Annotated in this window: 16 protein-coding genes; 10 read left to right on the forward strand and 6 right to left on the reverse strand. The window is 66.7% G+C overall.

Annotated elements, in window-relative coordinates; translation table 11 throughout:
- Positions 1-67: 67 nt before the first annotated feature.
- The 3 genes from DT074_RS06500 to DT074_RS06510 all read left to right on the forward strand — a co-directional run bounded on the left by DT074_RS06500 (position 68) and on the right by DT074_RS06510 (position 2,740).
- Positions 68-1,141 carry a zinc-binding dehydrogenase gene (locus DT074_RS06500; protein ID WP_162914675.1) on the forward strand — a complete coding sequence of 358 codons (1,074 nt, stop codon included), beginning with the start codon at positions 68-70 and terminating at the stop codon, positions 1,139-1,141.
- The gene (locus DT074_RS06505) at positions 1,123-1,836 is read left to right on the forward strand and encodes an RraA family protein (protein WP_119419015.1); all 714 of its coding nucleotides are present in this window, start codon (positions 1,123-1,125) and stop codon (positions 1,834-1,836) included. The genes DT074_RS06500 and DT074_RS06505 overlap by 19 nt, the downstream gene beginning before the upstream one ends.
- Positions 1,837-1,975: 139 nt before the next feature.
- Positions 1,976-2,740 carry an N-acyl homoserine lactonase family protein gene (locus DT074_RS06510; protein WP_119419016.1) on the forward strand — a complete coding sequence of 255 codons (765 nt, stop codon included), beginning with the start codon at positions 1,976-1,978 and terminating at the stop codon, positions 2,738-2,740.
- On the opposite strand, the gene DT074_RS06515 is transcribed toward DT074_RS06510, so the two are convergent.
- Together DT074_RS06515 and msrA are read right to left on the reverse strand one after the other, a co-directional pair.
- Positions 2,733-3,200 carry a TspO/MBR family protein gene (locus DT074_RS06515; protein ID WP_368744496.1) on the reverse strand — a complete coding sequence of 156 codons (468 nt, stop codon included), beginning with the start codon at positions 3,198-3,200 and terminating at the stop codon, positions 2,733-2,735. The two genes, DT074_RS06510 and DT074_RS06515, sit on opposite strands and share 8 nt — an antisense overlap.
- Positions 3,197-3,823, reverse strand: coding sequence for a peptide-methionine (S)-S-oxide reductase MsrA (gene msrA, locus DT074_RS06520; protein ID WP_438503666.1), 627 nt, complete (start codon positions 3,821-3,823; stop codon positions 3,197-3,199). The genes DT074_RS06515 and msrA overlap by 4 nt, the downstream gene beginning before the upstream one ends.
- A 207-nt stretch (positions 3,824-4,030) precedes the next feature.
- Here msrA and DT074_RS06525 point away from each other — a divergent pair, with 207 nt between their 5' ends.
- Entirely contained in the window at positions 4,031-5,482 is a 1,452-nt protein-coding gene (locus tag DT074_RS06525; protein WP_162914676.1) for a sensor histidine kinase, read from the forward strand.
- Between the two features lie 26 nt (positions 5,483-5,508).
- Here the strand turns inward: DT074_RS06525 and DT074_RS06530 are convergent, their stop codons facing one another.
- The 3 genes from DT074_RS06530 to DT074_RS06540 all read right to left on the reverse strand — a co-directional run bounded on the left by DT074_RS06530 (position 5,509) and on the right by DT074_RS06540 (position 9,620).
- On the reverse strand, positions 5,509-6,519 hold the full coding sequence (locus DT074_RS06530) for an acyl-CoA desaturase (RefSeq protein ID WP_119419019.1): 1,011 nt from the start codon (positions 6,517-6,519) through the stop codon (positions 5,509-5,511).
- Between the two features lie 47 nt (positions 6,520-6,566).
- Positions 6,567-7,985, reverse strand: coding sequence for a class I SAM-dependent methyltransferase family protein (locus tag DT074_RS06535; protein ID WP_119419020.1), 1,419 nt, complete (start codon positions 7,983-7,985; stop codon positions 6,567-6,569).
- A gap of 309 nt (positions 7,986-8,294) precedes the next feature.
- Complete coding sequence (locus tag DT074_RS06540; RefSeq protein ID WP_119419021.1) at positions 8,295-9,620, reverse strand: aspartate aminotransferase family protein; 1,326 nt, start codon at positions 9,618-9,620, stop codon at positions 8,295-8,297.
- Between the two features lie 89 nt (positions 9,621-9,709).
- On the opposite strand from DT074_RS06540, the gene DT074_RS06545 reads away from it, so the two are divergent.
- Positions 9,710-10,354 (forward strand): 3-oxoacid CoA-transferase subunit B, encoded by a 645-nt coding sequence (locus tag DT074_RS06545; RefSeq protein WP_119419022.1) that lies wholly within the window; start codon positions 9,710-9,712, stop codon positions 10,352-10,354.
- Position 10,355: 1 nt separating this feature from the next.
- Here DT074_RS06545 and DT074_RS06550 read toward each other — a convergent pair whose 3' ends face one another.
- The gene (locus tag DT074_RS06550; protein WP_119419023.1) at positions 10,356-11,033 is read right to left on the reverse strand and encodes a CoA transferase subunit A; all 678 of its coding nucleotides are present in this window, start codon (positions 11,031-11,033) and stop codon (positions 10,356-10,358) included.
- A gap of 185 nt (positions 11,034-11,218) precedes the next feature.
- Here DT074_RS06550 and DT074_RS06555 point away from each other — a divergent pair, with 185 nt between their 5' ends.
- The 5 genes from DT074_RS06555 to DT074_RS06575 all read left to right on the forward strand — a co-directional run bounded on the left by DT074_RS06555 (position 11,219) and on the right by DT074_RS06575 (position 17,714).
- Positions 11,219-11,800 (forward strand): ANTAR domain-containing response regulator, encoded by a 582-nt coding sequence (locus tag DT074_RS06555; RefSeq protein WP_119419024.1) that lies wholly within the window; start codon positions 11,219-11,221, stop codon positions 11,798-11,800.
- Positions 11,801-12,136: 336 nt separating this feature from the next.
- On the forward strand, positions 12,137-13,405 hold the full coding sequence (locus tag DT074_RS06560; RefSeq protein WP_162914677.1) for a CmpA/NrtA family ABC transporter substrate-binding protein: 1,269 nt from the start codon (positions 12,137-12,139) through the stop codon (positions 13,403-13,405).
- A gap of 47 nt (positions 13,406-13,452) precedes the next feature.
- Positions 13,453-14,871: a CmpA/NrtA family ABC transporter substrate-binding protein gene (locus tag DT074_RS06565; RefSeq protein ID WP_119419098.1), complete on the forward strand. Its 1,419-nt coding sequence runs from the start codon at positions 13,453-13,455 to the stop codon at positions 14,869-14,871.
- A 51-nt stretch (positions 14,872-14,922) separates the two neighbouring features.
- Positions 14,923-16,014 carry an ABC transporter permease gene (locus DT074_RS06570; protein ID WP_438503668.1) on the forward strand — a complete coding sequence of 364 codons (1,092 nt, stop codon included), beginning with the start codon at positions 14,923-14,925 and terminating at the stop codon, positions 16,012-16,014.
- Positions 16,015-16,022: 8 nt separating this feature from the next.
- A complete protein-coding gene (locus tag DT074_RS06575; protein WP_119419026.1) occupies positions 16,023-17,714 on the forward strand; it encodes an ABC transporter ATP-binding protein in 1,692 nt (563 codons plus the stop codon).
- Positions 17,715-17,723: the final 9 nt, after the last annotated feature.

Below are 17,723 nucleotides of genomic sequence, written 5' to 3' on the forward strand. Positions count from 1 at the left end.
GTTGACCGGGCCGGCTGCATTATCGACAATGCCGGCCAGTCGAGAGCGGGAGGAAACCGGACCGTTGATGCGCGCCGCGTTGTTTGAGGCGCCGGGAGCGCCGCTCGCCATCGGCACCCTGCCCGACCCGACGCCCGGGCCGAGGGACCTGGTGCTGCGCGTCACGGCCTGCGGAATCTGCGGCTCCGACTTGCACATGGCCGATGTGCACGACAGCGAGGGCGGCATGAAGCCGCTGCCCAAGGGCGCCGTGATGGGTCACGAATTCGCCGGCGAGATCGTGGCGGTCGGCAAGCAGGCCGCCGGCCGGTTCCGGACCGGCGAGCGCATCACCGTGCTGCCCTATCTCGGCTGCGGCGCCTGCGCGCCCTGTCTCTCGGGCCGCGGCTATCGCTGCGCCACCGTGCAGTGGATGGGGCTCGGCGCCGTGCCCGGCGCCTATGCCGAATATGTCCGCGTCGGCGCCGCCGAGGCGGTACGCCTCCCCGACCAGGTCGACGATGCCGCGGGCGCGCTGGTCGAGCCGCTCGCGGTCGGGCTGCACGCGGTGCGCGCCGGCAACCTGCAGGCCGGCGAGAGCGCGCTGGTGATCGGCGCCGGCCCGGTCGGCCTCGCCGTCGCGCTGTGGCTGAAGGAGCTCGGCGCCCGCCACGTGATCGTGAGCGACCTGTCGCCGGAGCGCCGCGCCCTGGCCGAGAAGATGAGCGCCACCGCGGTGATCGATCCGCGGGCCGAGCCCGTGCCGGAAGCGGCAAAGCGTCTCGCCGGCGGCGAGCGGCCGAGGCTGATTTTCGACTGCGTCGGCATACCCGGCAGCCAGCAAATGGCGATGGACTACGCGCCGGCCGATGGCCGCGTCATCATCGTCGGGGTCTGCATGCAGCCGGACCGCATCCTGCCGGTGAAGGCGGTGACCAAGGAGCTCACGCTCCGCTATGTCTTCATGTACGAGCGGCGCGATTTCGAGCTGGCGATCGACCTGATGGCGAGGCGCCGCATCGCGCCGCAGGCGATGCTGACCGGCCGGGTCGGTTTCGCCAGCTTCCCCACCGCCTTCGAGGCTATGAAGCGCGACAAGACGCACTGCAAGGTTCTGCTGCAACCTGACCTCACGGGAGACACATGGCCACCGACATTCTGAGCGATGCCGAGCTCGAGGGCCTCCGCGCCTTCGACACGCCGACCATCTGCAACGCACTCGAGATCGTGGCGCCGGAGCGCCGGCTCTACGGCTACACCACCGAGCCGCTGGTCTGCCCTTATCCGGAGCTGAAGCCGATCTGCGGCTATGCCCGCACCGGCACCGTGCGCGCGACCGAGCCTTCGGGCCTCGCCGCCGCCGAGCAGCGGAAGAAGCGGCTTTCCTGGTACGAATACGTGGCCAAGGGCGGGCCGCTGCCCTCCGTCATCGTGCTGCACGACCTCGACGGCGCGCGCGCCGGCTATGGCTCGTTCTGGGGCGAGGTGAACTCGCATATCCATCGCGGCCTCGGCGCGGCGGGCGTGGTCACCGACGGCTCGATCCGCGACATCGACATGAACGCCAAGGGCTTCCAGATGCTGGCCAAGTGCATCATGCCGAGCCATGCCTGGATCCATAACGTCGATATCGGCATCGAGGTGTCGATCTGCGGCATGGCGGTGAAGTCGGGCGACCTGGTGCATGCCGACCGGCACGGTGCGGTCGTCATCCCGCATGCGGTGGCGCGCAAGATCGCCGGCGCCTGCGACCTGCTCGCCCGGCGCGAGGCGGTGCTGATCGATGCGGCGAAGAAGCCCGGCTTCAACTTCGAGATCCTGGCCAAGGCCATCGCCGATTCGGCAGAGATCCACTGATCGCTGTTTTCACCACGGAGAGCACGGAGGACACAGAGGCACACGGAGAAGAATGGGTTGGCGCGAAGCGCCTTTAAGAATCTCCGCGTGCCTCCGTGGCCTCCGCGTCCTCCGTGGTGGATCTTAAGGGACGCACGACATGACGGTTCGGATGTATGCGCTGGAATGCGGGCGGCTGACCGGGCGCTGGAAGGACATGATGGAAGGCGAGGAGGGCGAGGTCGACGTGCCGATCCCCGCCTATGTCATCGAGCATCCCAAGGGTACCGTGCTGTTCGATACCGGCATGCATCCGACCCTGCAGGCCGATCCCGCGAGCCGGATCGGCGAGCGCGCCGCCCGCCTGTTCCAGTTCCACTACAGGGCCGGCGAGGACGTCGCCTCGCAGATCCAGGCGATCGACCGCGATCCGGCCAAGGTGACGCATGTCGTCAACTCGCACCTCCACTTCGATCACTCCGGCGGCAATCACCTGATCCCGAACGCGACTCTGGTGCTGCAGAGCCGCGAATACGAAGTGGGCATGGATGCCGAGCGCGCGGCGAAATTCGGCTTCGACAGGCGCGATATCGATCTCGGCCATCCGGTGAAGGTGGTGGATGGCGAGCACGATCTGTTCGGCGACGGCCGCATCGTGTGCCTGCCGACCTATGGCCACACGCCGGGGCATCAGTCGCTCAAGGTCAGGCTGGATTCCTGCGAGGTCGTGCTGACCGGCGATGCCTGCTATTTCTGCCGCACGCTGAAGGAGCGTCGGCTGCCGCGCTTCGTCTACGACCGCGAGGCGATGCTGGCCTCGCTGCAGAAGATCGCCGACATGCAGAGCGCCGGCGCGCGCATCTTCTTCGGCCACGACGCCGATTTCTGGGCCATCCTGCCGAAGGGCGGCCAGCCGATCAGTTGAGCCGCACGATGCCGAGATTGAGATAGCCGGCGAAGCCGAGCCAGGCGAGGTAGGGCAGCATCAAAGCCGCGGCCAGGCGGTCGCGCCGGTCGAACAGGATCGTGTCGGCCAGCACGGCGAGGAAGAGCGCGGCCAGGAAGGCGAGAGCCGCATTCGGCAGCTGGAGGCCGAAGAACACGATCGACCAGCCGAGGTTGAGGGCGAGCTGCAGCAGGAACACGGCGAGCGCTATGCGCCGCCCGGGGCCGGGCAGCGTAAGCCAGACCCGCCAGGCCGCCACCGCCATCAGGATGTAGAGCGCCGTCCAGACCGGCGCGAAGACCCAGTCCGGCGGCGTGAGCGGCGGCTTGGCGAGGGCCTGATACCACGTCGCGACACTTGTCCGCGTGACCAGCCCGCCGGCGAGGCCGGTGCCGAGCGTGAGGATCAGGAAACCGGCAAGGCCGGCATAGCGCCTCACGCGGCGACGCCGACCCCGATCGGGCAACTCACGCCGGTGCCGCCGAGGCCGCAATAGCCGCCCGGGTTCTTGGCGAGATATTGCTGGTGATAGTCCTCGGCGAAGTAGAATTCGGGCGCCGGCAGGATCTCGGTGGTGATCGGCCCGTAGCCCTTCTTGGCCAGCGCCGCCTCGTAGGCCGCGCGCGAGGCTTCCGCCGCCGCCTTCTGGGCATCGGAATAGGTGTAGATGCCGGAGCGGTACTGGGTGCCGACATCGTTGCCCTGGCGCATGCCCTGGGTCGGGTCGTGGCTCTCCCAGAACAGCTTCAGGAGCTGCTCGTAGCTGAGGGCCTTGGGGTCGAACACCACCCGGACCACCTCGTTATGGCCCGTCAGGCCCGAGCAGACCTCCTCGTAGGTCGGGTTCGGCGTCAGTCCGGCGGCATAGCCGACCGCGGTGACCAGCACGCCCTTGGCCTGCCAGAAGGCGCGCTCGGCGCCCCAGAAGCAGCCGAGGCCGAACATCGCGAGCTCGGCGCCGGCCGGATAGGGCGGCTTCAGCCCCTGGCCGTTGACGAAATGGCGCTCCGCGGTGGCGATCGGGCGGTCGCGGCCGGGCAGCGCTTCTTCAGCTGACGGCATTGCGACCTTCTTGCGGGAGAATAGCCACATGTAGCGTTCCTCCAAACTGCGACCCAACCAATATGGGTCTGAAGGCCATCGGCCTCAAGTTATTGTATCGATGCCGCGTTCAAACATTATTTGATTTTACTCTTCTTTAGGGACGTCGCGCCAGCATTGTTGACAGACCGGCAATCAAGTCTGCCGATGAAACGGGACGGGTACGGGATGAGCAGCGCGGCCGAGCAGTCCGACGCCGAGCGGAGCCTCTGGTCGCAGCTGAACCGGATCAGCCTCCGCTTCTTCGATACCGACCTCGAGCGCCGCTTCTGCGAAGCGGAAGTCAGACGCGTCATCCGCATCATCCGGCTTTCCATTACCGGCGGATTCAGCGTCTATCTCTATTTCGGCATCCTCGACTACATCATGCTGCCGCCGGAGCAGCTCAGCACCGTCTGGCTGATCCGCTACGGCTTCGTATGCGCGCCGCTGCTGGCCATCATCCTGTCGACCTACGCGATCGACTTCTTCGTTCGCCACGCTCAGCTGTTGCTGTCGCTCTCCATGATGCTGGTCGGCTTCGGCATCGTGGCAATGACCGCGGTGGCGCCGCCGCCGACCAACCATCTCTATTTCACCGGCATGCTGCTTTCGGTGATGTACTGCTCGAGCCTGATTCGGCTGCACTTCCTCTATTCGTCGCTGATCAGCCTGTCGATCCTGACCTCGTACCAGGTGGTCGCGACCGTCATCAATCCGATCGAAGCGCGGCTTCTCATCAACAACGACTTCTTCCTCTATACCGGCCTCGCCTTCGGACTGTTCTGCTCCTACGTGCAGGAGTTCTACGTCCGCCGCGATTTTCTGACCAACGAGCGGCTGCGAGAGGAGAAGTCGCGCTCCATCGTGCTGATGGAAGAGGCACAGGCGGCAAGCCGGGCCAAGAGCGACTTCCTCGCCAATATGAGCCATGAGCTGCGCACGCCCCTCAATGCCATCATGGGCTTTTCCGAAGTCCTGAAGCTGCAGCTGTTCGGCCCGCTCGGCTCCGACCGCTACAACAACTACGTCGGCGACATCCACGCGAGCTCGACCCACCTCCTCGAAATCATCAACGACATTCTCGACCTCTCGAAGGCCGAAGCGAACATGCTGGAGATCGAAGAAGAGGTGGTCGATCTCAGCGAGATCATCGACGGCGCCTTGCGCATGCTGCGCCAGCAGGCGGCCGAGAACGGCGTCCGGCTCTCCTACGACATTTCGCGCGACACCTGGCGCTTCCGCGCCGACAAGCGGCTGCTGAGCCAGCTGGTCCTGAACCTCGCTTCGAACTCGGTGAAGTTCACCCCGCGCGGCGGTGCCGTGAACGTCCTGCTGCACGACAAGGATCCGGGCTATCTGGTGCTGGAGATCCGCGATACCGGCATCGGCATCGCGCGCGAGCATCTGGATCGGGTACTGGAGCCGTTCGTTCAGGTGGAAGGCGTGTATGCCCGCCGGCACCACGGCACCGGGCTCGGCCTGCCGCTGGCCAAGAAGATCGCCGAGCTGCATGGCGGCTCCCTGAAGCTCGAAAGCGAGCTCGGCATCGGGACCGCGGTCAAGGTGCGCCTGCCGCGCCATCGCCTGGTCGGCCAGGAATCGGATACGATGCTGCTCGTTTCCAGCGCCGCCGAATAGGCAAGCGCCCACCGCCCAATTCAGGATCAGAGTTCGCCGGCGGGATCGGCAAGTGACCGCACGGCTTCGCCCGGCCGGACGCGCTTGGCCGCAAGCTGCGCCTCGCTCGGCAGCGGCCGTATCGACACGATCAGGCCGAGGGCGCGGGCCAGCCGGATGATCTGCCAGCCGATATCGAACTGCCAGGGATCCAGCGCCATCTTGGCGCTGGCCGGGAAGGCGTGGTGGTTGTTGTGATATCCCTCGCCGAAGAACAGCCAGCCGAGAATGCCGATATTCCGGCTTTCGTCGCGGGCGCGATAGGCCCGCCGGCCGAGGAGATGCGTCACCGAGTTGATCGTCCAGGTCAGATTGAAGAACAGGAAGAGCCGCGCCAGCCCGCCCCAGATCATGCCACGGAAGGCGCCCTCGACAGTTCCGTACCAGAGGCCGCCAATCAGCGCCGGCAAGGCGAGCGACAGCCAGAAGAACACATAGTAGTTGCGATCGATCCAGCGCAGATCGGCATCCTGCTCCAGGTCGCGGATCAGCGGGCTGCCGGCAATCACCGGCGGATCGTACAGGTGCAGCCAGCCGTAATGAGCATGCGCCCAACCGAGCAGCCGATTGGTGAGCGGCCGGCCGTCATTGGTGACATGCGGCGAGTGATAGTCGCCCTTGCGGTCGGAATGCCCGTGGTGCAGCCGGTGGCGCACCACCCAGAGGAAGAGCGGCCGCTGCCAGCACATGCTGCCCAGCGCGCCCAGCAGAATCTTGAATCCGCGGGTGGGGACGAAGGCGCCGTGGCTGAACAGCCGATGCAATCCCACAGTCAGGCCGATGCCCGAGAGGACGATGAAGACGGCGAGCAGGGTCCATTCGAAGGCGGTGGCGCGGCCCAGCATGATATCGACGATCATGAAGACGAAGCCGATCGTCGGCGCGATCAGGTTCTTGCCCATGTCCTGCAAGTGCCAGAGCAGGCCATGACGGAATCGCGAGGCGGCGATGAGGCCGTCGTCGTCGGTGTAGTTCAGCGGCCGTGTGGCATCCAACATCGTGCGCCGTTCCCCAAGACTCTCCGTTCGCCGGACCCCTTCCCCGATCAGCTCGCCGTGGAGCGCTTGCGCAGGGTCAGGAGGTAAGCCTGCTTAGTGTCGTCGGTCGTGATCTCGGCCGATTCGGCATCCAAGCCATCCGCCAGGTCGCGCATCTCATTCTCCGTCCGGTAGACGAGCGACCAGTCGGCGATGTATTCGAGCGGCCATATGATCGAGCCGGGCCATTGCCGCATATTGGCGATCATCAGCTTGCCGCCCGGCCTCAGCTGCTCCATCAGATCCGCGATCAGGCGCCGCGCCCGCCGCTGCGGCAGATAGTCGAGAAGGCCGATGGAGTAGATCATGTCCGGCGGCTGCAGGCGGCGGAACAGGCTTCCGGAACGCAACAGTTCGGTGAACGAGACATGAAGGCAGCGCACTTCCGCCCGACTGTCCGATCGCTTGGTCAGCGGGTAGGTGCGTTCATAGGTGGCGGATAGCGCCTCCAGGTCCTGATCGATCAGCGCGAACGTCACCGGCCGTTCGAGCTTTGGCATCTGCAGCACGTTGACCACTTCCTGGGCCGGCCCCGCACCAAGATTGGCGATCAGCATCGGCTCGCTCGACGCCGGCTGCGACGCGATCTCACGCGTGATCGCGTGCTGCACCGCCACCATGCGGGAGGCGATGAACTCGCCGACATCCAGGCCGAGACGATGCACCAGCCGGCCGAAACTGTTCGAGCCTTCCGGTCGCCAGCGATAGACGTAGTTCATCACCTCGAAATCGCCCGGATAGCCGAGCGGCTTTTCATAGGAGCGGCGCCATATCGCGCCGTCGAGGAACTCCGGCGTCAATGTCAGCTCGGTGAAGCGCTTGGTCGCGAGTTTGGCTTCCGGGTCGTCCTCGAGCGGCTGCACCAGCTCGTTGGCGCGCAGCCAGAGGCTGCGCCATTCGCGCAGCACGTCGCGCTCGCAGGCCGCGAGCGTATCGTCGATCAGCGACTCGTCGAGCGCGCCGGGTGCCGCGGCCTTCTGCTCGGCGAGCACGGAACGCAGGCTGCGCAACAGGTGAACGACGTCCGCGGTCAGCATGCGATATTGCGGGTCGACCCGGGCCAGCCGCCCGGAGGTGCCTTGGGTCAGCGCGCTGCGCAGCGCCACTTCGCGGTGCAGGCGGACCGAACCCGGCACGTCGAGATAGCCGCGGGTGAGTTGCAGGGCGAGCTTGGGGCGGAAGGCATTGGTCTCGTAGCGGATCACCTTCCCGCGGCCGTCGTAGAAGACGCGGTCCGAAAACCTGATCTTGAGCGGCAGATCCTCGCCGATCGGGAACCGCAGCGGTTCGGTTCTGTCATCGACCAGGACGGCGATGCCGCTCATGCTGAGATCGAGGATAGTGTGCATCGTGCCCCCGACCTCTGCAACCGGCGGCACCCGTCCGTAGATCTGGTCGGCCAGAAACCGCTCCGGGCGGTAGTACACCCTGCGGCCTTGCCCCCCCTTCAGCTCCTCGTACGCACTCACTCGCTCAAGGCGCCCCACGGGTAAACCCCCGGTTGAACTTTGCCCCCCCAGCGCCTCGGAAAAATCGCCCCCTAGGTCTGGTAACTAATTATTAAGCATAGATTGATAGTCGCCACAATAGTCCTGGCGTCATAGGCCGAAATGGTTGAGCGGGTTACGAGCTATAGTGTCTGCCAGGGCACAATTGTATTAAGGAATGTTAAGTTAACGATATTTAGCGTCAGGCCGAGGCAATTCCCACTATTGTTAGTTCCAAATTGGCTCGCTTCACAAGCTGAGGGCCGCGTCCACCGAGTCTCCCAAACGCTCGACAATTTCATTAACCTCTATTAACGAAGTTATGAAAGGTGGGGCCAGCAAGACGTGATCGCCTGATTCGCCGTCCGCCGTGCCACCCATTGGATAGCAGGCAAGTCCACGGGCCATTGCCTCCCGCTTTATCCGAGCATGCAGCTTTCGGGACGAATCGAAGGGCTTCCTGCTGGCGCGGTCGGCGACCAGCTCAAGTCCGACAAACAGGCCGCGGCCGCGGATATCCCCGACATGCGGGTGATTGCCGAAGCGTTCGACCAGCGCATGTTGCAGCGCCTCACCGGTCTGACGCACCTTGGCGAGCAGGTTTTCCTCCCGAATTGCGTCCTGCACGGCCAAGGCCGCGGCGCAGGCGACCGGATGACCGAGATAGGTATGACCGTGCTGGAACGCGCCCGTGCCGTCACGGAAGGCCTCGAACACGCGGGCGGCCACCAGCACCGCGCCGATCGGCTGATAGCCAGCGCCGAGGCCCTTGGCCACCGTCATCAGGTCGGGCGCGATGCCTTCCTGCTCGCAGGCGTGCAAGGTGCCGGTGCGGCCCATGCCGCACATCACCTCGTCGAGGATCAGCAGCACGCCGTAGCGGTCGCAGATCTCGCGGATGCGCTTGAAGTAGCCCGGCACCGGCGGAACAGCGCCGAGCGTCGCGCCGACCACCGTCTCGGCCACGAAGGCGGCAACCGTCTTCGGCCCGAGGCGCTGGATCTCCGCCTCCAGCTCGTCGGCGACGCGAAGCCCGTACTGCGCCTCCGTCTCGTCGTCGCGGCGGTCGCGATAGGCGTAGCAGGGCGAGATGTGCGGCACCTCGATCAGCAACGGCGCATAGGTGGCGCGGCGCGCCCGGTTGCCACCGACCGCCAGCGCGCCGAGCGTGTTGCCGTGATAGCTCTGCCAGCGGGCGATGATGTGGCGGCGCTCCGGCTCGCCGCGCTCGACATGGTATTGCCGGGCCATCTTCATCGCCGCTTCCATCGCCTCCGACCCGCCGGAGACGAAATAGACCCGGCCGATTCCGGGCGGCGCATCGGCGATCAGCCGGTCGGCCAGCCGCTCCGCCACCTCGGTGGAGAAGAACGAGGTATGGGCATAGGCGAGCTCGCCGACCTGCCGGCGCACCGCCTCGATCACCTTGGGGTGGCTGTGGCCGAGGCAGGACACCGCCGCACCGCCGGAAGCGTCGAGATAGCGCTTGCCGTCGCGGTCGATGATGTAGATGCCGTCGCCCTTGACGGCGATCGGCGGGTCCAGGCGGGCGTCGCGGTGGAAAACGTGGGTCATGGCTCGTCACGGTGGCTGGCGGGCGGCATTCCGGTCGGGCGGCCGGGCGGCTAGTCTGTAGCCGGAATGGCTCCGAGAGGGAACGGCGGATGAGCAAGGGCTTTACACGGGACCAGCTCGCCGCGCGCATCGCGCGCGACATCCCGGATGGCTGGTACGTCAATCTCGGTATCGGACTGCCGACCCTGATCGCCAATCACCTGCCGCCCGACCGCGAGATCGTGCTGCACAGCGAGAACGGCATCCTGGGGATGGGCCCCAAGCCCGGCGACAACGCGGCGGATCTCGACCTGATCAATGCCGGCAAGCAGCCGATCACCCTGCTGCCGGGCGGCGCCTTCTTCCACCACGCGGATTCCTTCGCGATGATCCGCGGCGGGCATCTCGACCTCGTCGTGCTGGGCGCCTTCGAGGTCTCGGCCGGCGGCGACCTCGCCAACTGGACGGTGGACGATAATTCGATGCCGCCCGGCGTCGGCGGCGCCATGGATCTCGCGGTCGGCGCCAAGCATGTCTGGATCATGATGGAGCACGTCACCAAGAAGGGCGAGCCGCGCTTGGTCGAAAGCTGCCGCTATCCGCTGACCGCCGCGCGCGCGGTGCACCGCATCTACACCGATCTCGCCGTGCTGGACGTCGGCGCGGATGGCTTCGTAGTGCGCGACATGGCGCCGGGAATGAGCCTGGGGGAACTGGAAGCGAAGACCGGCGCGCCGCTGCGCCGCGCAGCCTGACCTAGCGAGGGCCGCCCGGACCGGTCACCACGATACGGTCGACATAGACGGACGGAGTCACCACCGCTTCCGGATCCAGTGCACCGTTCTCCACGCATTCGGCGACTTCCACCACAGTGATGTCGGCCGCAGTCGCCATCACCGGCCCGAAATTGCGCGCCGCTTTGCGGAAGACGAGGTTACCCCAGCGGTCGGCTTTCTCCGCCCGCACCAGGGCGAAATCGCCTCTCAGCGGCCGTTCCAAAACGTGCTGATGCCCATCGATCTCGCGCATTTCCTTGCCTTCCGCGAGGCGGGTGCCGGCGGAGACGCGGGTATAGAAGCCGGCGATGCCGGCACCGGCGGCACGCATGCGCTCGCCCAGCGTGCCCTGCGGCACGAGTTCGAGCGCGATCCGGCCCGCTTTGTACTGCCGCACGAAGGGAGAATCGGGCTCGCTGCGCGGGAAGCTGCAGATGATCCGGGCGACCCGGCCGGCATCGATCAGCGCCGCCACGCCCTTGCCGGCGAAGCCCGCATTGTTGGCCACCACCGTCAGGTCGCGAGCGCCGGTCTCCAGCACGGCAAGGCAGAGGGCGAACGGCACCCCGGCATCGCCGAAGCCGCTGATCAGCACGGTCGCCCCGTCGCGTAGCCCTTCCAGCGCCGCCGCCGCATTGGGGTAAAGCTTGTCGATCACCGCACCATCGTCCTTCGAGATCTTCTCCGCAGCGCAAGACTAAAGGGAGATGCGCGCGCGCGCGATGCCCCGCCGCCGCCATTTCGTTAACGCGGTCGCCACCGGGTGGTATGCCGATTGCAGCAGCTTGGCTTGCGCCGCGCCGCGGCGCCGGGTCGATCAGGACATGACCGGGCTTTGGGAACGTGAAGATCCTGCTGGTGGACGACAATGCCGCGCGAGCCGAGGCGGTGCAGACCGCCCTCGCCCAGGCCGGATTCCCGCGCCCTCTGCTGATCGCCGGGACCGAGGACCTGCCGGCGCGCGTCGCCGAGATCGGCGCCGACGTGATTATCATCGATGTCGACAGCCCGAGCCGCGACGTGCTGGAGAGCATGCGGGAGATCACCCGCGAACGGCCCCGGCCGGTCGTCATGTTCGTCGACCAGTCGGATGAAGCGGCTACCAAAGAGGCCATCGAAGCCGGCGTTTCCGCCTACATCATCGCCGGCCTGGACCCGCAGCGGGTGAAGCCAATCCTGGACGTCGCGATCGCGCGGTTCCGCACCTATATGGGCCTGCGCGAGGAGCTGGAGCGCACCCGCGCCAGCCTGAAGGAGCGGAAGTCGATCGAGAAGGCCAAGGGCATCCTGATGCGCGAGCGCGGGCTGAACGAGGACGCCGCCTTCAAGGCGCTGCGCAAGCTCGCCATGGACAAGGGCAAGCGGATCGGCGAGATCGCCGATCAGGTCATCGCCGTGTCGGAGATCCTGGGCCGCGACAGCTGACTCGCTGCGCGTCTGTGCGGCAGTGCAGCATTAACCTGCCGGTCCATTGTGCACTGCACAAGGAATAGGCAAGCTTCGTTGACCTATCGATAATTCCTGGAAGACACTGAAACTCTGACGCTTTCTTGTCGGCTCGCGGCGCCGGGACGTTTGTCTGCGTCTTGGCACGCGGATTGCTAAGAGAGGCGTGCGATCCCGGAACGGCCAATGGCGGCCATTCGGAACGGGAGAGCGGAAACCAACGACGGTTTCAAACGGACGATGGCGTCCAGGTTGAGCGGTCTTCGGACTGCGCTGCCTGCGGCGCCTTTTTTGTTGCCTGTGAGGTCGAGCGTGATGGCTGAACCGACATCCGGACCGGGAATCGAGAAGCAGGGCATCGAGAAGCCGAAATTGACCCTGGGCTTCGTCCCGCTGAGCGATTGCGCGCCGCTCGTGGTCGCCCGCGCGCATGGGCTGTTCGCTCGCTTCGGCCTCGACGTCACGCTGTCGGCCGAGCCGTCCTGGGCCAATATCCGCGACAAGGTCGCAGTGGGCACATTGGACGGCGCCCACATGCTGGCGGCGCTGCCGATCGCCGCGACGCTCGGCCTCGGCGGCTTGTCGCGGCCGATGGTGACCGCGCTGTCGCTGAACCTGAACGGCAACGGCATCACCTTCTCGAACGCCCTGTGGCAGGCGGCGGTGGCGACCGGCCTGGTGGATGAGGGATCGCCCGCCAGTCTCGGCGCCGCGCTCAAGCAGGTCGTCGAAAGGCGCCGCGCCGCCGGCGAACCGGCACTGACCTTCGCCGTCGTGTTCCCGTTCAGCTCGCACAACTACCTGCTGCGCTATTGGCTGGCGAGCCACGGCATCGCGCCGGACCGCGACGTCGCCTTCGCCGTGGTGCCGCCGCCGCTGATGGTGGCACGCCTGGAAGCCGGCCATATCGACGGCTTCTGCGTCGGCGCGCCGTGGAACCAGCGCGCCGCCGAGCTCGGCATCGGGCGCGTGGCGCTGCTGTCCAACGCCATCTGGTCGCATCATCCCGAAAAGGTGCTGGGCGTGACGCGCGACTTCGCGGAAAGCTGCCCGAACACGCATGCCGCGCTGATCGCGGCGCTGATCGCCGCCTGCCGCTGGCTGGACCAGCCGGGCAACGGGCCGGCGACGGCCGAGCTGATGGCGCGCAAGGCGTTCGTCGACATGCCGGCCGAGATGCTGGCACCGGCCTATGAAGGCTGGATCCGGCCCGCCGCCGGAGAGGCGCCGCGACCCGCGCCCGGGCTTCTGGTCTTTCATCAGCACGCCGCGAACTTTCCCTGGCTCAGCCACGCGGAATGGACGCTGGCGCAGATGCGGCGTTGGGGCCAGATCGGGCCCGAAGTCGACATCCGCGCCGTCGCGGCGACCGTCTACCGCCCCGACATCTACCGCGCGGTGACGACGGCGCTGGGCGTCGCCTGTCCGGCGATCGACCGCAAGGCCGAAGGCATACATGGCAGCGCGTGGCCGCTCGCCGCCGCGCCGATCCCGATGGGTGCCGACCGGTTCTGCGACGGCGCCGTGTTCGATCCCGACGCCGCCGATGCGGCGGCCGGCAGTCACCAATCCCTCAAGGCATGACCATACGGCCCGAGCACAAGGGCCCGATCAGCGGAAAGGAGTCTTCGATGTCGTATCGGGAGAAGTTGAAAGGCGGTGTTGTTCCCGCCGCCACAAGGCGCGGCCTGCTGCTCGCCGGACTCGGCGCGGCAGCGCTGATCGCGGCGCATGCGCCGGTCGCACAAGCCGCCGGCAAGCTGGAGAAGGACGAGCTGAAGTTCGGCTTTATCAAGCTGACCGACATGGCGCCGCTCGCCATCGCCAAGGAGCTCGGCTACTTCGAGGATGAAGGCCTCTACGTCACGCTGGAGGCGCAGGCGAACTGGAAGGTGCTGCTCGACCGGGTCATCACCGGCGAGCTCGACGGCGCCCACATGCTGGCGGGCCAGCCGCTCGGCGCCACCATCGGCTTCGGCACCAAGGCGCATGTCGTCACGCCGTTTTCCATGGACCTGAACGGCAACGGCATCACGGTGTCGAACGCCGTCTGGGAGGAGATGAAGAAGCACGTGCCGATGGGTGCCGACGGCAAGCCGGTGCACCCGATCAAGGCCGATGCGCTGAGGCCGGTGGTGCAGAAGCTCAAGGCCGAGGGCAAGCCCTTCAACATGGGCATGGTCTTCCCGCTCTCCACCCACAATTACGAGCTGCGCTACTGGCTCGCCGCCGGCGGCCTCAATCCCGGCTTCTATTCGACCACCGATATCAGCGGTCAGATCATGGCCGACGTGCTGCTGTCGGTGACGCCGCCGCCGCAGATGCCGGCCACCATGGAGGCCGGCACCATCCTCGGCTATTGCGTCGGCGAGCCGTGGAACCAGCAGGCGGTGTTCAAGGGCATCGGCGTCCCGGTGATCACCGATTACGAGATCTGGAAGAACAATCCGGAGAAGGTGTTCGGCATCACCGCCGAGTTCGCCGAGAAGCGGCCGAACACCGCGGTCGCCGTCACCAAGGCGCTGATCCGCGCCGGCATGTGGCTCGACGCCAACAACAACGCCAACCGCGCCAAGGCGGTGCAGATCCTGTCCAAGCCCGAATATGTCGGCGCCGATGCCAAGGTGATCGCCAATTCGATGACCGGCACCTTCGAATACGAGAAGGGCGACAAGCGCGACGTGCCGGACTTCAACGTCTTCTTCCGGCACTACGCGACCTATCCCTACTACTCCGACGCCGTCTGGTACCTGACGCAGATGCGCCGCTGGGGCCAGATCGCCGAGCCCAAGGCCGACGGCTGGTACGCCGAAGTGGCGAAGAGCGTGTACCGCCCGGACATCTACCTGAAGGCGGCCAAGGCGCTGGTCGACGAGGGCAAGGCGAAGCCGGAGGACTTCCCCTGGAAGACCGACGGCTATCGCGCGCCGACCGCGGAGTTCATCGACGGCGTCGAATACGACGGCCGCAAGCCGAACGAATACCTCGGCAAGTTCGCCATCGGGCTGAAGGGCGAGCAGCGCGTCGCCGGCGCCAAGGTGACCCAGTAGGCAAGCTCCCGATAGCCCATCGCCGGGCGAGTGAAGGACCGCGTCATGACCATGATCACCAACGCGAGCGAAGGTGTCGCGCCCGAGGCCGCCCAGCGGCGTGCCGAACAGCGCGAGCGGCTCTTCACCCGCATCAACCGCTCGGCGCCATATCTCAACCTGCTGGGACTCGGCTTCGCCGTGCCGCTGATGCGGATCGCCGCCGGCGACAATGCGAGGGCGCAGGGGAAGGAGGTCTGGCGCCTGCTCGGCATCCCGATGACGGCCATCGTCGCCTTCATCCTGGCCTGGGGCGCGCTGGCGCCGCGGGTGCAGACCAGCCTCGGCGCCCTGCCCGGCCCGGCGCAGGTGTGGGAGCAGGTCGGCGTGCTCTATGCCGATCACATAGCCGAGCGCGACAAGGAAACCGCCTTCTTCGTGCGCCAGGAGAAGCGCAATGCCGACATTCTGGCCAAGGACCCGAAGGCGGAGGTGAGGACCCGCCCCTATACGGGCAAGCCGACCTTCTTCGACCAGATCGTCACCAGCCTGAAGACGGTATTCGCCGGCTTCCTGCTCGCCGCCGTGATCGCGGTGCCGCTCGGCGTGTTGAGCGGATTGTCCGGCACGTTCAATGCCGCGCTCAACCCGCTGGTGCAGGTGTTCAAGCCGGTTTCGCCGCTCGCCTGGCTGCCGATCGTCACCATGGTGGTGAGCGCGCTCTATGTCAGCGACGACCCGACGGTTTCCAAGTCGTTCCTCAATTCGGCCATCACGGTCACGCTGTGCTCGCTCTGGCCGACTTTGATCAACACCGCGCTCGGCGTCGCCACAATCGACCGCGACCTGGTCAATGTCAGCCGCGTGCTCCGGCTCAGCTGGCCGACCAAGGTGGTGCGTCTCGTGCTGCCCTCGGCGCTGCCGCTGATCTTCACCGGGCTTCGCCTCTCGCTCGGCGTGGGCTGGATGGTGCTGATCGCGGCCGAGATGCTGGCGCAGAATCCGGGCCTCGGGAAATTCGTCTGGGACGAATTCCAGAACGGCTCTTCCGCCTCGCTCGCCAAGATCATGGTCGCGGTGCTGACCATCGGCCTGATCGGCTTCCTGCTCGACCGCGTGATGCTGGCCTTGCAGGCGGGCTTCACCCACTCGACCAGCCGGTAGAGGGCGCCATGGCGATCCTGATCCTCGACAAGGTCTGCAAGTCGTATGGCGACGGCGCCAACCGGACCGAGGTCCTGCGCGACGTCTCGCTCGCCATCCAGGAGCGCGAGTTCGTTGCCATCGTCGGTTTTTCCGGCTCCGGCAAGACGACCTTGATCTCGCTGATGGCGGGCCTGACGGCGCCGAATGCCGGCACCGTCACCTTCAGGGGCAAGCCGGTGACCGAGCCGGGGCCGGAGCGCGGCGTGGTGTTCCAGTCGTACTCGCTGATGCCCTGGCTCACCGTCGAGGGCAATGTCGCGCTCGCGGTCGATGCCGTGTTCGGCGGGGAGAGCGGGGCCGAACGCGCCGAACGCACGCGTCGCTATATCGAGATGGTGGGCCTGAGCCATGCCGTCGACCGGCGGCCGGCCGAGCTTTCCGGCGGCATGCGCCAGCGCGTCGCCGTCGCGCGGGCGCTCGCCATGAGCCCGGAGATCCTGCTGCTCGACGAGCCGCTCTCGGCGCTCGACGCACTGACTCGCGCCAAGCTGCAGGACGAGATCGAGCAGATCTGGTCGCAGGACAGGAAGACGGTCGTGCTGGTCACCAACGACGTCGACGAGGCGATCCTGCTCGCCGACCGCATCGTGCTGCTCAATCCGGGGCCGAACGCGACGCTCGGGGCCGAATTCCGCGTCAACCTGCCCAGGCCGCGCGACCGCGCGGCCATCAACCACGATGCCGAGTTCAAGCGGCTGCGCGCCGCCATCACCCAGAACCTGATGGATGTCGGCCTCACGCGCGCCGCGGCGAACGAGGGCGTCGAGCTGCCGAACGTCGTGCCGATCAGCTTCGCCGGCCCGCCGCCCAAGGCCTATCGCGAGGCGGCGGAGAGCCCGATCGAGGCGCGCTTCGTCGAGTTCTCCCAGGTGCGCAAGACCTATCCGACGCCGAAGGGGCCGCTGACCGTGGTCGACGGCTTCGACCTGAAGATGCGCAAGGGCGAGTTCGTCTCGCTGATCGGCCATTCCGGTTGCGGCAAGTCCACCGTGCTGTCGATGGCGGCGGGGCTCAACGAGATCTCCTCCGGCGGCGTGCTGCTGGAGGGGCGCGAGGTTTCCGCCGCCGGGCCGGACCGCGCGGTCGTGTTCCAGGCGCCGTCGCTGTTCCCCTGGCTGACCGCGGCGGAGAACGTCGCCGTCGGCGTCGATCGCGTCTATCCGAAGGCGAGCCGCCAGGAGCGCGAGGACGTCGTCACCTACTACCTCAACCGGGTCGGCCTGGGCGATGCGATGCGCAAGCGCGCGGCGGAGCTCTCCAACGGCATGCGCCAGCGCGTTGGCATCGCCCGCGCCTTCGCGCTGTCGCCCAAGCTGCTGCTGCTCGACGAGCCGTTCGGCATGCTGGACAGCCTGACCCGCTGGGATCTGCAGCAGGTGCTGATGGAGGTCTGGACCCGCACCCAGGTCACCGCGATCTGCGTCACCCACGATGTCGACGAGGCGATCCTGCTCGGCGACCGCGTGGTGATGATGACCAACGGCCCGAATGCCCGCATCGGCAAGATCATGGAGGTCGACATCCCGCGGCCGCGCACACGCCGCGCCCTGCTCGACCATCCCCGCTACTACCAGTACCGCGAGGAGCTGCTTTCCTTCCTCGACGAGTACGAACACGGCGCCACCGCCAAGCCGGCGGCCGCCAAGTCGGCAGCGTGATGGAGGGAA

Source organism: Desertibaculum subflavum (assembly GCA_003576705.1).
Classification (GTDB): Bacteria; Pseudomonadota; Alphaproteobacteria; order Ferrovibrionales; family Ferrovibrionaceae; genus Desertibaculum; species Desertibaculum subflavum.

Bases quoted from the DNA above. Each gene is read 5' to 3' on its own strand.
- DT074_RS06500 (WP_162914675.1), top strand. From the start codon at position 68: ATGCGCGCCGCGTTGTTTGAGGCGCCGGGAGCGCCGCTCGCCATCGGC.
- DT074_RS06530 (WP_119419019.1), bottom strand. From the start codon at position 6,519: ATGTTGGATGCCACACGGCCGCTGAACTACACCGACGACGACGGCCTC.
- DT074_RS06565 (WP_119419098.1), top strand. From the start codon at position 13,453: ATGTCGTATCGGGAGAAGTTGAAAGGCGGTGTTGTTCCCGCCGCCACA.
- DT074_RS06540 (WP_119419021.1), bottom strand. From the start codon at position 9,620: ATGACCCACGTTTTCCACCGCGACGCCCGCCTGGACCCGCCGATCGCC.
- DT074_RS06505 (WP_119419015.1), top strand. From the start codon at position 1,123: ATGGCCACCGACATTCTGAGCGATGCCGAGCTCGAGGGCCTCCGCGCC.
- DT074_RS06525 (WP_162914676.1), top strand. From the start codon at position 4,031: ATGAGCAGCGCGGCCGAGCAGTCCGACGCCGAGCGGAGCCTCTGGTCG.
- DT074_RS06575 (WP_119419026.1), top strand. From the start codon at position 16,023: ATGGCGATCCTGATCCTCGACAAGGTCTGCAAGTCGTATGGCGACGGC.
- msrA (WP_438503666.1), bottom strand. From the start codon at position 3,823: ATGCCGTCAGCTGAAGAAGCGCTGCCCGGCCGCGACCGCCCGATCGCC.
- DT074_RS06545 (WP_119419022.1), top strand. From the start codon at position 9,710: ATGAGCAAGGGCTTTACACGGGACCAGCTCGCCGCGCGCATCGCGCGC.
- DT074_RS06510 (WP_119419016.1), top strand. From the start codon at position 1,976: ATGACGGTTCGGATGTATGCGCTGGAATGCGGGCGGCTGACCGGGCGC.
- DT074_RS06560 (WP_162914677.1), top strand. From the start codon at position 12,137: ATGGCTGAACCGACATCCGGACCGGGAATCGAGAAGCAGGGCATCGAG.
- DT074_RS06570 (WP_438503668.1), top strand. From the start codon at position 14,923: ATGATCACCAACGCGAGCGAAGGTGTCGCGCCCGAGGCCGCCCAGCGG.